General features: G+C 62.3%; 10 protein-coding genes. 5 read left to right on the top strand and 5 right to left on the bottom strand.

The window, feature by feature from the left end:
* Positions 1-165 precede the first annotated feature (165 nt).
* The 5 genes from VDP79_RS05450 to VDP79_RS05430 all read left to right on the top strand — a co-directional run bounded on the left by VDP79_RS05450 (position 166) and on the right by VDP79_RS05430 (position 8,258).
* Complete coding sequence (locus VDP79_RS05450; protein ID WP_323017213.1) at positions 166-3,045, top strand: 2-oxoglutarate dehydrogenase E1 component; 2,880 nt, start codon at positions 166-168, stop codon at positions 3,043-3,045.
* 37 nt (positions 3,046-3,082) lie between these two features.
* Positions 3,083-4,276: a 2-oxoglutarate dehydrogenase complex dihydrolipoyllysine-residue succinyltransferase gene (gene odhB / locus VDP79_RS05445; protein ID WP_323017212.1), complete on the top strand. Its 1,194-nt coding sequence runs from the start codon at positions 3,083-3,085 to the stop codon at positions 4,274-4,276.
* 61 nt (positions 4,277-4,337) lie between these two features.
* Positions 4,338-5,765, top strand: coding sequence for a dihydrolipoyl dehydrogenase (gene lpdA / locus VDP79_RS05440; protein ID WP_323017211.1), 1,428 nt, complete (start codon positions 4,338-4,340; stop codon positions 5,763-5,765).
* A 7-nt stretch (positions 5,766-5,772) separates the two neighbouring features.
* Positions 5,773-6,864 carry a cell division protein ZapE gene (gene zapE / locus VDP79_RS05435; RefSeq protein ID WP_323017210.1) on the top strand — a complete coding sequence of 364 codons (1,092 nt, stop codon included), beginning with the start codon at positions 5,773-5,775 and terminating at the stop codon, positions 6,862-6,864.
* A 44-nt stretch (positions 6,865-6,908) separates the two neighbouring features.
* Positions 6,909-8,258: a tryptophan--tRNA ligase gene (locus VDP79_RS05430; RefSeq protein WP_323017209.1), complete on the top strand. Its 1,350-nt coding sequence runs from the start codon at positions 6,909-6,911 to the stop codon at positions 8,256-8,258.
* 35 nt (positions 8,259-8,293) lie between these two features.
* On the opposite strand, the gene VDP79_RS05425 is transcribed toward VDP79_RS05430, so the two are convergent.
* The 5 genes from VDP79_RS05425 to gabT all read right to left on the bottom strand — a co-directional run bounded on the left by VDP79_RS05425 (position 8,294) and on the right by gabT (position 13,987).
* Entirely contained in the window at positions 8,294-9,136 is an 843-nt protein-coding gene (locus tag VDP79_RS05425; RefSeq protein ID WP_323017208.1) for an ABC transporter permease, read from the bottom strand.
* Positions 9,137-9,213: 77 nt separating this feature from the next.
* Entirely contained in the window at positions 9,214-10,449 is a 1,236-nt protein-coding gene (locus VDP79_RS05420) for an ABC transporter permease (protein ID WP_323017207.1), read from the bottom strand.
* A gap of 58 nt (positions 10,450-10,507) precedes the next feature.
* On the bottom strand, positions 10,508-11,551 hold the full coding sequence (locus tag VDP79_RS05415) for an ABC transporter substrate-binding protein (protein ID WP_323017206.1): 1,044 nt from the start codon (positions 11,549-11,551) through the stop codon (positions 10,508-10,510).
* A gap of 36 nt (positions 11,552-11,587) precedes the next feature.
* Positions 11,588-12,679, bottom strand: coding sequence for an ABC transporter ATP-binding protein (locus VDP79_RS05410; protein WP_323017205.1), 1,092 nt, complete (start codon positions 12,677-12,679; stop codon positions 11,588-11,590).
* Between the two features lie 45 nt (positions 12,680-12,724).
* On the bottom strand, positions 12,725-13,987 hold the full coding sequence (gene gabT / locus VDP79_RS05405) for a 4-aminobutyrate--2-oxoglutarate transaminase (protein ID WP_323017204.1): 1,263 nt from the start codon (positions 13,985-13,987) through the stop codon (positions 12,725-12,727).
* Positions 13,988-14,059 lie beyond the last annotated feature (72 nt).

Below are 14,059 nucleotides of genomic sequence, written 5' to 3'. Positions count from 1 at the left end.
TATACCCGCGTGGCAACACGGGTATACTTTAGCCTTAATACGGCTTATGCAAGGCGTCGTACTTCGGCCTTCTGCCCCTGCTATCCGCTAACCGGTCTGGCCGTGTCGCGGAAGGTTTCTCAATCTGCATCGTTCGGGTGAAACACCCGCCAGGTGAAGCGCACAATGTCCACGGAACAAGAACTCCAGTCTAATTCCTATCTTTTCGGCGCCAATGCGCCTTACGTAGAAGAACTCTACGAAGATTATCTCGATAATCCGGGTTCCATTCCAGATCAGTGGCGCAGCTACTTTGATCAGCTGCAACACCAGCCCGCGGCAGATGGCCGCGAAGCGACCCGCGATCAAGCCCATGCCCCCATCGTTGCCTCCTTTGCCCTGCGGGCGCGCGAAAACGCCTTTCAGGTGCGGCCCGCCCAGGCGTCCGATCAGGCCTTGGCCATCGCCGGCAAACAGGTCTATGTCCAGTCCATCATTGCGGCGTATCGCTCGCTGGGTTCCCGCATCGCCCAGCTCGATCCGCTGAAGCGCCGCGACCGTCCGGCCATTCCGGAACTGGACCCGACCTTCTACGGCCTGTCCGAAGCCGACCTGGATCAGATCTATTCGGCGACGAATACCTATTTCACCAAAGCCGACACGATGACCATGCGGGACATCCTGAAGGCCTTGCAGGATACCTATTGCCGCAACATCGGCGTGGAATTCATGCACATTTCCGATCCGGCCGTGAAACGCTGGATCCAGGAACGTCTGGAATCCACCCTGGGCGTGCCGGAATTCACGGTCGAGCAAAAACGCAACATCCTGCAGCAAGTCACCGAGGCCGAAGGCCTGGAACGCTTCCTGCATACCAAATACGTGGGTCAGAAACGCTTCTCCCTGGAAGGCGGCGAAAGCTTCATCGCCTCCATGGACGAGGTCGTCAACCATGCCGGTGAAAACGGCGTGCAGGAAATCGTGGTCGGCATGGCGCACCGAGGTCGCCTGAACCTGCTGGTCAACATCATGGGCAAGATGCCCGGCGACCTGTTTGCCGAATTCGAAGGCAAGCACAGCCAGGCCCTGAGCGACGGCGACGTCAAATACCACAACGGCTTTTCCAGCGACCTCTCGACGCGCGGCGGCCCGCTGCATTTGTCGCTGGCATTCAACCCCTCGCACCTGGAAATCGTCAATCCCGTGGTCGAAGGCAGTGTGCGCGCCCGTCAGGACCGTCGCGCCGACGAGCGTGGCGACCAGGTGCTGCCCGTGCTGGTGCATGGCGACGCGGCCTTTGCCGGTCAGGGCGTGGTCATGGAAACCCTGAACCTGGCGCAGACGCGCGGTTACGGCACCGGCGGCACGCTGCACATCGTCATCAACAACCAGATCGGCTTCACGACTTCCGATCCGCGCGATACGCGTTCCACGCTGTATTGCTCGGACGTGGTCAAGATGATCGAAGCCCCGGTCTTTCACGTCAACGGCGACGATCCCGAAGCCGTGGTCTTCGCCACGAAACTGGCGCTGGATTACCGCCAGCAGTTCGGCCATGATGTGGTGGTGGACATCGTCTGCTTCCGCAAATTGGGCCACAACGAACAGGACACCCCGTCCTTGACGCAGCCGCTGATGTACAAGAGCATCGGCACCCATCCGGGCACCCGCAAGCTGTACGCGGATCGCTTGGTGGCCCAAGGCGCCCTGGCCGAGGGCGAGCCCGACCAGATGGTCAAGGATTACCGCCAGCTGATGGAAGACGGCCAGCGCACGGTCGAACCCGTCCTGACTGACTACAAAAACAAATACGCCACCGACTGGTCGCCTTTCCTGGGCGCCAAATGGACCGATCATGCCGATACCGGCGTGCCGCTGGCTGAATTGACCCGCATCGGTGAAAAGCTGACCCAAGTGCCCGAAGGCTTCACGGTCCACCCCTTGGTGAACAAGCTGCTGAATGACCGTCTGGCGATGGCGCGCGGCGAACACCCGATCGATTGGGGCATGGGCGAACACCTGGCCTTTGCCACGCTGGTGGCCAATGGTTATGCCATCCGTATCACGGGTCAGGATTCCGGGCGCGGCACGTTTACGCACCGCCACGCCGTGCTGCATGATCAAAAGCGCGAACGCTGGGATGCGGGTTCCTATATTCCGCTGCAAAATGTCTCGGACGGGCAGGCGCCTTTCACGGTCATCGACTCGGTGCTGTCCGAAGCCGCCGTGCTGGGCTTCGAATACGGCTACGCTACGGCGGAACCCAATATCCTGACCATCTGGGAAGCCCAGTTCGGCGACTTCGCCAACGGGGCGCAGGTCGTCATCGACCAATTCATCGCGTCGGGCGAAGCCAAATGGGGCCGCGCCTGCGGTCTGGTGCTGATGTTGCCGCATGGCTACGAAGGCCAGGGGCCGGAACACTCGTCCGCCCGGATCGAACGCTTCCTGCAGCTGTGCGCCGACAACAATATGCAGGTCGTGCAGCCCACCAACGGGGCGCAGATCTTCCACGTGCTGCGCCGCCAGATGATCCGCCAATTCCGCAAGCCGCTGGTCATCCTCACGCCCAAATCGCTGTTGCGCAACAAGAGCGCAACGTCTTCCCTGGACGATCTGGCGACCGGCACTTTCCAGCCGGTGATGGGCGAGGCCAATGCCGATATCGTGCCGGCGGACGTCCAGCGCGTGCTGGTGTGTTCCGGCAGGGTCTACTACGATCTGGTCCATGCGCGTGATGAACAAGGCCGCAAGGACGTGGCCATCCTGCGTATCGAGCAGCTGTACCCCTTTGCGCACAAGTCCTTCCAGACTGAACTGCAGAAATACGAAAACGCAAAGGAACTTGTCTGGGTGCAGGACGAACCCCAGAATCAGGGGCCATGGTTCTACGTGCAGCATCACCTGTACGAAAACATGAACGATGGCCAGAAACTGGGCTATGCCGGCCGTCAGGCCTCGGCGTCGCCGGCAGTGGGCTATATGGCAAAGCATCAGGAACAGCAGCGCGCCCTGATCGAGCAAGCCTTCGCCCCTAAGTTGAAAAGCTTTTCGCTGATCAAATAAACCGACAAACTCAAAGACAGATATACCGGAAAATATTATGGCCATTACCGAAGTTCTCGTTCCCCAGCTTTCCGAATCCATTTCCGAAGCCACCTTGCTGAACTGGAAAAAACAGCCTGGCGAAGCCGTCGAAGCCGACGAGATCCTGATTGAAGTCGAAACCGATAAGGTCGTCCTGGAAGTGCCGGCCCCTGCCTCGGGCGTGTTGTCCGAGATCGTCAAGGGCGACGGCAGCACCGTGACCTCGGGCGAAGTCCTGGCGCGTATCGATACGGCTGCCAAGGCTGCACCGGCTGCCGCCAAGGTCGAAGCCGCCCCCGCTGCCGCTGCGCCGGTTGCTGCTGCGCCTGCGGCCAAGTCCTCGGCCGCATCGCCGGCTGCGGGCAAGATCCTGTCCGAAAAGGGCATTGATCCCGCCACGGTCGAAGGCACCGGTCGTGCCGGTCGTGTCACCAAGGGTGATGCACTGAACGCGGCAGCGGCGCCTGCGCCTGCGACGCCGGCGGCCCCGGTGCCGGTCAGCCTGGACGGTCGTCCGGAACAGCGCGTGCCCATGAGCCGCCTGCGCGCCCGCGTGGCCGAACGCCTGATCCAGTCGCAGACTGAAAACGCCATCCTGACGACCTTCAACGAGGTCAATATGCAGGCCATCATGGACCTGCGCAAGAAATACAAAGAAGCCTTCGAGAAGGAACACGGCGTCAAGCTGGGCTTCACGTCCTTCTTCGTCAAGGCCGCCGTGGCGGCGCTCAAGCGCTACCCGGTCGTCAACGCCTCGGTGGATGGCAAGGACATCATCTACCACGGTTATTTCGACATCGGTGTGGCCGTGGGCAGCCCGCGCGGCCTGGTGGTGCCGATCTTGCGCAATGCCGACCAGCTGTCGCTGGCCGACATCGAAAAACAGATCGCCGATTTCGGTCGCCGCGCCCAGGACGGCAAGCTGACTCTGGATGAGCTGACCGGCGGGACGTTCTCGATCTCCAACGGCGGCGTGTTCGGCTCGATGCTGTCCACCCCGATCATCAATCCGCCGCAGTCGGCTATCCTGGGCATTCACGCCACCAAGGATCGCCCGGTGGCTGAAAACGGCCAGGTCGTGATCCGTCCGATGAACTATCTGGCGCTATCCTATGACCACCGCATCATCGACGGCCGCGAAGCCGTGTTGGCCCTGGTTGCGATGAAAGAAGCCCTGGAAGATCCGCAGCGCCTGTTGCTGAGCGTCTGATCAGCGGTTTCGATGGTATCCAGTACGCACCCTTCGGGGTGCGTCGTTTTGAGAGAAAAGCATGGCAAAACAATTTGATGTAATCGTGATCGGCGCCGGCCCTGGTGGCTATATCGCCGCTATTCGCGCGGCCCAGCTGGGCCTGGCCGTGGCGTGCGTGGACGCCTGGTCCAACGCCGCCGGTAAACCCGCCCCTGGCGGCACCTGCACCAATGTGGGCTGCATTCCGTCCAAGGCGTTGCTGCAGTCGTCCGAACACTACGAACAACTGAACCATCATTTTGCAGATCACGGCATCACGGCCAAGGGCGTCAGCCTGGACCTGGCCAAGCTGGTCGGTCGCAAGGATACGGTGGTCAAGCAGAACAACGAAGGCATCCTGTACCTGTTCAAAAAGAACAAGGTGTCCTTTTTCCACGGCACCGGCTCGCTGGCGGCCAAGACCGATTTCGGCTGGTCCGTCAAGGTGGCCGGCAAAACCGAAGAAGACCTGGAAGGCCGTCACGTCATCGTGGCCACCGGGTCCAGCGCCCGCGAATTGCCGGGCCTGCCGTTCGACGAGGAACATGTCCTGTCCAATGACGGCGCCTTGCGCATCCCGGCCGTGCCCAAAAAACTGGGCATCATCGGCGCCGGGGTGATCGGCCTGGAAATGGGCAGCGTCTGGCGTCGCCTGGGTTCCGAAGTCACCATCCTGGAAGCCATGCCCGATTTCCTGGGCGCGGTGGACCGCGATGTGGCCAAGGAAGCCCAGAAGGCCTTGAACAAGCAGGGTCTGGACATCCAGACCGGCGTGCGCATCGGCGAGGTCAAGGCCTCCGGCAAGGGCGTCAACATCCAGTACACGGATGCCGCGGGCGCCGAACAGAAGCTCTCCGTCAATCAGCTGATCGTCTCCATCGGCCGGGTGCCCAATACCCAAGGCCTGGGCGCGGATGTCGTGGGTCTGAAGCTGGATGAGCGCGGCTTTGTGGTCGTCGACGAGGATTGCCGCAGCAATCTGGCCAATGTCTGGGCGGTGGGCGACGTGGTGCGCGGCCCGATGCTGGCGCACAAGGCTGAAGAAGAAGGCGTGGCCGTGGCGGAACGCATCGCCGGTCAGCACGGGCATGTCAATTTCGACACCATTCCTTGGGTGATCTACACCTCGCCTGAAGTCGCCTGGGTCGGTAAGACCGAGCAGGCTCTGAAGGCCGAAGGCCGCGACTACAAGGCCGGATCTTTCCCCTTTATGGCCAATGGCCGCGCGCGTGCGCTGGGCGATACGACCGGCTTCGTCAAGATCCTGGCCGACGCCAAGACCGACGAGGTCCTGGGCGTGCATATCGTCGGCCCGATGGCCTCCGAACTGATCGCCGAAGCCGTCACCATCATGGAATTCCGCGGCGCTGCCGAAGACATCGCCCGGATCTGCCATGCGCACCCGACGCTGTCCGAAGCCGTCAAGGAAGCCGCTTTGGCGGTGGACAAGCGCACGCTGAATCTGTAGTCGTTCGATGGATGTCAGCGCGTATTACGCGCAGGCGCTGCGTGAACGGGGCTTCGTCGCAGACGAAGCCCAGCACGCAGCCGTCGTGCGCTTGCAGCAATACTATGACGACTGGATCGAATTCAAGCGGCAGCGATCCAGCCGATTGAAGAAACTCTTTCTGCACCCGGATGTGCCCCAGGGCGTGTATCTGTGGGGCGGGGTCGGGCGCGGCAAGAGCTTTCTGATGGACGCTTTTTATCTGACGGTACCCGTCAAGCGCAAGGTCCGTCTGCACTTCCATGAATTCATGCGCGGCGTGCATCGGGAGATCCGTGCCGTCAGCGGCGAGTCCGACCCCCTGGACCATGTCGCCCGGAATATCGCCAAGCGCTATCGCCTGATCTGCTTCGACGAATTCCACGTCTCTGACGTGGCCGATGCCATGATCCTGTACCGGCTGTTGCTGCGGTTGTTCGAATACGGGACATCGTTCGTGATGACGTCGAACTACGAACCGTCCACCCTGTATCCCGATGGCCTGCATCGTGACCGGATTTTGCCGGCGATCGCCTTGATCCAGGAAAAAATGGACATCCTGAATGTGGATGCGGGGGTGGATTACCGCCGCCGCACTCTGGCGCAATTGCGCAGCTACATCACACCCATCGTAGCCGCCACGTATGACGAGCTGCGTTCCGCGTTTGAACGATTGGCCGATACGGCCGAACAAAAGCCGGTGCTGCTGATCGAGAACCGTGAAATCCAGGCCGTGGCCCTGGCCGGGGCCGTGGTCTGGTTCGATTTCATGGCCCTGTGCGGCACGCCGCGTTCGCAAAACGATTATCTGGATCTGGCGGATCGTTTCCAGACGATCATCGTGTCGGACGTGCCGCGCATGGCGCCGCGTCAGGCATCCGAGGCGCGGCGCTTCACGTGGCTGGTGGATGTGCTGTACGACCACAAGGTGAAATTGATCCTGTCGGCCCAGTGTCCGGCCGATGAACTTTATACTCAGGGTCCGATGTCCAATGAGTTTACCCGCACGGTGTCCCGGCTGATGGAGATGCAGTCGCGGGAATACCTGGCAGAGACCCGTCGGGCGGCTGTGGTGCTGTAAGGCCCCCGGCCGGGCATCCTTCCATCCGAATATCAGGCATGCAGATGAATTCTTCCGTGAATGCGCCGGCGACCAGCCGGGTTCTGACCGGCATCACCACGTCCGGCACCCCTCATCTGGGCAATTATGCCGGGGCTATCCGCCCGGCCATCCAGTCCAGCATCGAACCGGGCGTGGACGCCTTTTTCTTTCTGGCGGATTTCCATGCCTTGATCAAGTGCGCCGATCCCGCCCGCGTGGCGCAGTCGCGCATGGAAATCGCCGCCACCTGGATCGCCGCCGGCCTGGATACGGACCGGGTGACGTTTTACCGCCAGTCGGATGTGCCGGAAATCCCGGAACTCTGCTGGATGCTGACCTGCGTGACCGCCAAAGGCTTGATGAACCGGGCGCATGCCTACAAGGCATCGGTCGACGCCAACGGACTCAAGGGCGTCGATCCGGATGATGGCATCACCATGGGTCTGTTTTCCTATCCTGTGCTGATGGCCGCCGACATCCTGATGTTCAATGCGCATCGGGTGCCGGTGGGGCGCGATCAGATCCAGCATCTGGAAATGGCGCGCGATATCGCCCAGCGCTTCAATCACCTGTATGGCCGGGGCAAGGACCTGTTCATCCTGCCCGAAGTCCAGATTGACGAAGATGTCGCCACGCTGCCCGGCCTGGACGGACGCAAGATGTCCAAGAGCTACAACAATACGATCCCGCTGTTCGAGGGTGGCGCCAAGGCCCTGAAGGCTGCCGTCGCGCAGATCGTGACGGATTCGCGGCTGCCGGGCGAACCCAAGGATGCCGAGGGCTCGCCCCTGTATACGCTGTACCGGGCGTTTTCCAGTCATCCACAGGCGGCCGATTTCCGCGCAGCCCTGGAAGGCGGGCTGGCCTGGGGGGACGCCAAACAGGCGCTGTGCGAACAGATTGAAGCTCAGATCGGCCCCATGCGGGCGCAGTACGCCGACTTGATGGCGCACCCCGAGCGCATCGAGGACGTTCTGCAGACCGGCGCCAGCAAGGCGCGGCGCGTGGCGCTGCCTTTGATGGATCGCTTGCGCGAGGCCGTCGGTCTGCGCCAGCCGGCCGTGGCGCCCAGCGCTAAAAAAGCCAGCGGTGCCGGCAAGGCTGACAAGGCGCGGTTGGCATCTTTCAGGGATGAGAATGGTTTTTTCCGGCAGCGCCTGTTTGCCGCCGATGGTGTTGAACTGCTGCTGTCCGAACCCTTCGAGGATCCCAAGTTGCTCAATCAGCTTGGCCGCCAGCTGGCCCAGGCGGATCTGTCGGTGATGCCGATCGATGCCCAGGGGCTGGTCAGTTTGGAATCCGATGGCCGATGCTGGGCGCGTTGCCCGGCGGCGCAGCTGGAACAGATCCGGCAGGCGCTGGCGCAACTCTAGGCAATATTGTGGCTGTGCCTATCAGGCGGCTCCGGTTATTGAGGGGTCGCCTGAGTCATTTTGGCAGCAGCCCGGCCGCGCAGCCATTCCAGCACCAGCAGCAGGGTGGTTGAGAACAGAATCAGGATGGTTGCCACCGCCGCGATGATGGGACTGATGTTTTCGCGGATGCCGGTGAACATCTGGCGCGGCAGCGTGACTTGCTCGGGGCCGGCCAGGAACAGCGTGATCACGATTTCATCGAAAGCCGTGGCAAAGGCAAACAAGGCGCCGGCGATCACGCCGGGGGCGATGATGGGCAGCGTGACGCGAAAGAACGTGCGGATGGGACCGGCCCCCAGGCTGTAGCTGGCGCGCAGCAGATTGGGGTCGAAGCCCTGTAGCGTGGCGGATACCGTGGTCACCACAAAGGGTGCGCCGATCGCCGCCAGCGCCAGAATCAGGCCGGTGTAGCTGTTGACCAGCCCATAGGGGGCGAAAAACAGATAGATGCCCAGGCCGGTGACGACCAGCGGCACGATCATGGGTGAAATCAGAATCGACATCAACAAGCCCTTGCCGCGAAATTGCGTGCGATGCAGGCCGGCTGCCGCCAGCGTCCCCAGCACGGTCGCCAGCACCGTAGCGGCGGGGGCCACGATGAAGCTGTTGGTGGTGGCTCTTGCCCATTCGTCGGATTGGAACAGGGCCGTGTACCAGCGCAAGGAAAAGCCGTCGATCGGATAGAGCAGCATCGATCCCTGGTTGAACGACAGGGGGATGATGACCAGGACCGGCAGCAGCAGAAACAGCAGGATCAGCGCGCACAGGATGCGCAGCGCGTAATGCCAGATGCGTTCGGTCAGGGACAGGTAGGGGGGGAATTCCGGGTTGAACATGATCGTCCTTCAGGCCTTCAAAGAGGGAACCGCGTGGCGTGCGGCCGGCGGCGGTTCCGATGTTCGGGGTCCGTGTGTTAATTCAGTGCCAGTTCCTTGCCGGAGATCCTGCGGTACAAGGCGTAGAGCACCAGCGTACCTGCCAGCAGAATCAGTCCCAGCGCGCTGGCCATGCCCCAGTTGATGGTCTGGTTGGTGAAATAGGCGACGTAGTAGCTGATCATCTGGTCCGCCGCGCCGCCCAGCAGGGCCGGCGTGATGTAGTAGCCGATGGCGATGATGAACACCAGCAGGGACCCGGCGGCGATGCCCGGGTAGGTTTGCGGGACATAGATGCGCCAGAAAGCGGCGAAAGGGTGGCTGCCCAGGGATATCGCGGCCCGCTGGTAGGTGGGCGGCACCGATTGCATGACGCTGTACAGGGGCAGCACCATGAAGGGCAGCAGGATATGGACCATGGCGATATAGACGCCCAGGCGGTTGAAGAGCAGGGGCAGCGGCTGATCGATCAGCCCCAGTCCGCTCAGGGCGCTGTTGATCAGGCCTTCGCGTTGCAACAGGACCACCCACGCGGCGATGCGCACCAGCACGGATGTCCAGAAGGGAATCAGGATGCAGATCAGGACCAGATTCGCCCGGCGTTTAGGCAGGCGTGTGATCCAGTAAGCCAGGGGGTAGCCCAGGGCGAGCGCGATCAGGGTGACGATTGCGCTGATGATGAACGTGCGTGAAAAAATTTCCTGGAAGGCCGAAGTGTCCGGCGGGACGGATACGATGCTGCCCTTGGCGTCCAGTTTGAGGTCCAGGGAGGTCAGCAGGTAGTAGGGGGTCCAGGACTTATCGTTGCTGGCGATGACTGCCCAGTACGCGGGATCGGCCCAACGCTTGTCCAGGTCGATCAGCCGTGTGCGCGCGTCGGCCGCATCTGCGGCCGGAAAAGGCAGGCGGCGCAGTGTCTTGAAGATCAGCGACCGGTAGCCCGAGATTTCGTAATTCAGCCGCCGCGCCAATTCGCCGGCGGCAGGGGTGCTTTTGGCATTGCCCAGGTCCTGTGCCAGGGCCTGGAAAGCCGCATCCGGCGGCTGGCTGCTGCCGTCCCAGTCGGACAGGGCCTGCAGCGTGTGGGGCAGGGTGTCGATGACTTCGGGATTGTCGACGGCACGCGTCAGCAGGGATGCGATGGGGATGATGAAAACAATCAGCAGGAATACGGCCAGGGGGCCGACCAGCAACATCGCGCGCCAGGTTTTCTTTCGCTGGGCGGCTTGCATCGAGCGCCGGATGGCGGCGGGATCGTCAAAGGTCGTGTCCATGGCAGTATCCTGACGTGAAAAGGGACGGGATGGCCATCAGGCCACCCCGTATGCGGGATCAGCGGGCGGCCCAGGCCGTGAAGCGCTGTTCGAGTTCTTCGCCGTGGTCGGTCCAGAATTCGAGATTATTGAACAGGGCGTTGCGTGCGTTGGCCGGCGAATTGGGCACATTGGCCAGGACGTCCGGGCTGAGCATGCCGATGGCTTGCTTGCTGACCGGGCCGTAGGCGATGTGCTGCGAGTAGGCGGCCTGGGCCTTGGGCGAGCTGGCGTAGCGGATGAACTCGATCGCCTTGTCCTTGTTGGTAGATCCGACAGGGATGACCCAATAGTCGAAGTCGTAGACGCTTTGGTTCCAGACAACCTTCAGGGGCTGGCCTTCGCGTTGTGCGGCGTCGATGCGTCCGTTATAGGCGGCTGACATCACCACGTCGCCGGCCGACAACATTTGCGGCGGCTGGGCGCCGGCTTCCCACCATTGGATGTGGGGCTTGAGTTCGTCGAGTTTCTTGAAGGCGCGGTCTACGCCTTCGGGGGTTGCCAGCACCTTGTAGACATCTTCTGTGGGCACGCCGTCGGCCATCAACGCGAATTCGACGTTGTAATGGGCGCCTTTGCGCAGGCCGCGTTTCCCGGGAAATTTCTTGACGTCCCAGAAGTCGGCCCAGCCGGTGGGCGCGGTCTTGAGCTTGTCGGCGTTGTAGGCCAGCGCCGTGGACCAGACGAAGGTGCCCACTCCGCAGTACATCAGGGCGCCGCGCACCATGTCGCCCTTGTTCAGGATGGATGCCCAATCGATGTTTTCGTACAGGCCTTCGTCACAGCCGCGGCCCAGGTCGCCGGTCTCGACCTCGACGGCGTCCCAGACGACGTTGTTGGACTGGACCATGGCCTTGACCTTGGCCTGTTCGCCGTTATAGGCCACGGGGATGATCTTGGTGCCGGTTTCTTTTTCGAACGGCTGGATGAAGGCGGCCGTTTGGGCGTCGCCGTTGGCGCCGCCAAAATTGACCACCGTCAGGTCACGCGCCTGAGTGGGGGTCTGGAACAGCGCCAGGGGGACTGTGACGGCGAGCGCCGTCAGAAGGGTCTGTTTTTTCATGGAATGTCTCCTGTGGTATTAGTGTGGTGTGAGGCTTCAGGGGAGGAAAACACGGACGTGTTCAGGGTCGATCCGCAGCGGGATGCGGGCGCCCTGGGTGTGCATCCCGGCATCCGCGGCCAGGGGCATTTTGACGAAAAAGGTATCGCTGTCGCCCAGGCGGCAGCGCAGGCGGACGTGATCGCCGAAATAGACTTCATCGACGGCGCTGGCATGAAAGCTGTTGGGGCCGTCCGCGGCAGCGGGCTGGATGCGTTCGGGGCGCATGGCGATGACACAGGCGCTGCCGGCGTCCAGGCCCTGGACATTGAGGCCGCGCAGCTGCGGGCCGCCGGTGATTTCCACGTCGCACCAGTCGCCGTCCCGGGCGCGGACGGTGCCGGGGAACTGGTTGCTGTCGCCTACGAATCCGGCCACGAAGCGATTATTGGGAGATTCGTATAGCGTGTCGGCGCTGCAGACCTGCTGGATGATGCCCTGGTTGAAGACCGCAATGCGGTTGCTCATGGTCAGGGCTTCGCTCTGGTCGTGGGTGACATAGACAAAGGTGATGCCCAGTTTCCGGTGCAGCGCCTTGAGTTCGAGCTGCATGTGTTCGCGCAGCTGTTTGTCCAGCGCGCCCAATGGTTCGTCCATGAGCACGATCTTGGGTTCGAACACCAGGGCGCGCGCCAGGGCGATGCGTTGCTGCTGGCCGCCCGATAGCTGCGCGGGATAGCGTTTGGCAAAATCCTGCATCTGCACCATGGACAGCGCGTCGTGGACACGCTGCGCGCGTTGGGATGCAGGCATTTTGCGGACCTTCAGGGGGTATTCCAGGTTGCGTTCCACCGTCATGTGGGGAAACAGGGCGTAGTTCTGGAACACCATGCCCAGGTTGCGGTGGTGGGGCGGCACGTCGTTCAGGCGGCGTCCTTCGAGCAGTATGTCTCCCTGGGTTGGGGATTCAAAACCGGCGAGCATCATCAGGCAGGTGGTCTTGCCGGACCCTGACGGACCCAGCAGCGACAGGAATTCGCCGGGATAGATATCGAGGTTGAGATCCCGGACGACCAGATGACTTCCGTCATAGGATTTCTGGACGCCCTGGAATCGGACCAGGGGTTCGGGGGAGGTAACGGCAGACATCAGGGGCGGTCTCCGGGGGGGGCGGGTGATCGGGGTGGTTCAGGCTTATGCAGCCATGGCATCCATTAGGATAGCCAGACCGTCGTCCAGCAGGCCATCCGGGATTGTCAGGGGGAACAGAAAGCGGATGACGTTGCCGTAAGCGCCGCAGGTCAGCAGGATCAGGCCGTGTTCCAGGGCGCGCCGCTGGATGCCGGCGGCTGTGTCGGGGTCGGGGCGGCCATCCGGGTGACGGAATTCGGCGGCGACCATGGCGCCCAGTCCGCGGATATCGGCGATGCGGGGGTGTTTGCGCTCTGCCAGCGCCAGTTTCAGGCGGCGGCCCAGCATGTCTGCGCGGGCGATCAGCCCTTCGTCGTCGATGATGTCCAGTACCGCCAGGGCGGCGGCGATGGCCAGCGGGTTGCCTGCGTATGTGCCGCCCAGCGATCCGCGCGGGGCTGCGTCCATCAGTTCCGCCCGGCCGCACACGCCTGACAGCGGCATGCCGCCTGCCAGACTTTTGGCCATGGTGATCAGGTCGGGTGTCACGCCGGAGTGTTCGATGGCGAACATCTTGCCGGTGCGGGCAAAGCCGGTCTGGACCTCGTCGGCGATCAGCAGGATGCCGTGCTCGTCGCAGCGCTGGCGCAAGGCCTGCAGCAATTCTGGCGGCGCGACATTGAAGCCGCCTTCGCCCTGAACCGGTTCGATGACGATGGCGGCGACCCGTTTGGGGCTGATGTCGGCCTTGAACAGCAGATCCAGCGCCTTCAGGGAATCCTGCACCGTCACGCCATCCAGGGCGCAGGGAAAGGGGATGTGATAGACCTCGGCGGGCAGCGGGCCGAAGTCCTGTTTGTAGGGGGCGACCTTGCCGGTCAGCGCCATGCCCATGAAAGTGCGGCCATGGAATGCGCCGGAAAAGGCGATGACGCCGGTGCGGCCCGTCGCGGCGCGGGCGATCTTGACGGCGTTTTCCAGCGCTTCGGCGCCGGTGGTGAAAAAGGCGGTCTTTTTGGCGTAGCTGCCTGGCGTCAGGCGATTGAGGCGTTCAGCCAGCTGGACATACGAGCCGTAGGGCGCGACCTGAAAAGCCGTGTGGGTGAAGGCGTCGAGTTGGTCGCGGATCGCCTGCACGATGCGGGGGTGGCAGTGTCCCGTGTTGGCCACGGCGATGCCGGCGGCGAAGTCGATGTAGCGGCGGCCTTCCACGTCCCACAATTCCGCGTTCAGGGCGCGTTTGGCATAGAAATCGCAAGTGATGCCGATGCCGTTGGGAATGGCGGTGTTTTTGCGCCGCTGCCAGTCCTGATTCAGGTCTGTCATGTTTGTCTCCAGATTGGCGGGGTATTTCCGCGCTGATTTTTTTTCACTATACTGATCTTTTGGTTTATCAAA

This window comes from Castellaniella sp. (assembly GCF_034675905.1).
Taxonomy (GTDB): domain Bacteria; phylum Pseudomonadota; class Gammaproteobacteria; order Burkholderiales; family Burkholderiaceae_B; genus Castellaniella.
Note: the sequence above shows the minus strand (reverse complement) of the source record. Positions and strands in the feature narration are given on the sequence as shown.

What these genes read in the sequence shown, in the direction of transcription:
- lpdA (WP_323017211.1), top strand. Translation starts at nt 4,338, where the DNA reads ATGGCAAAACAATTTGATGTAATCGTGATCGGCGCCGGCCCTGGTGGC.
- gabT (WP_323017204.1), bottom strand. Translation starts at nt 13,987, where the DNA reads ATGACAGACCTGAATCAGGACTGGCAGCGGCGCAAAAACACCGCCATT.
- VDP79_RS05420 (WP_323017207.1), bottom strand. Translation starts at nt 10,449, where the DNA reads ATGGACACGACCTTTGACGATCCCGCCGCCATCCGGCGCTCGATGCAA.
- VDP79_RS05450 (WP_323017213.1), top strand. Translation starts at nt 166, where the DNA reads ATGTCCACGGAACAAGAACTCCAGTCTAATTCCTATCTTTTCGGCGCC.
- VDP79_RS05425 (WP_323017208.1), bottom strand. Translation starts at nt 9,136, where the DNA reads ATGTTCAACCCGGAATTCCCCCCCTACCTGTCCCTGACCGAACGCATC.
- VDP79_RS05415 (WP_323017206.1), bottom strand. Translation starts at nt 11,551, where the DNA reads ATGAAAAAACAGACCCTTCTGACGGCGCTCGCCGTCACAGTCCCCCTG.
- zapE (WP_323017210.1), top strand. Translation starts at nt 5,773, where the DNA reads ATGGATGTCAGCGCGTATTACGCGCAGGCGCTGCGTGAACGGGGCTTC.
- odhB (WP_323017212.1), top strand. Translation starts at nt 3,083, where the DNA reads ATGGCCATTACCGAAGTTCTCGTTCCCCAGCTTTCCGAATCCATTTCC.
- VDP79_RS05430 (WP_323017209.1), top strand. Translation starts at nt 6,909, where the DNA reads ATGAATTCTTCCGTGAATGCGCCGGCGACCAGCCGGGTTCTGACCGGC.
- VDP79_RS05410 (WP_323017205.1), bottom strand. Translation starts at nt 12,679, where the DNA reads ATGTCTGCCGTTACCTCCCCCGAACCCCTGGTCCGATTCCAGGGCGTC.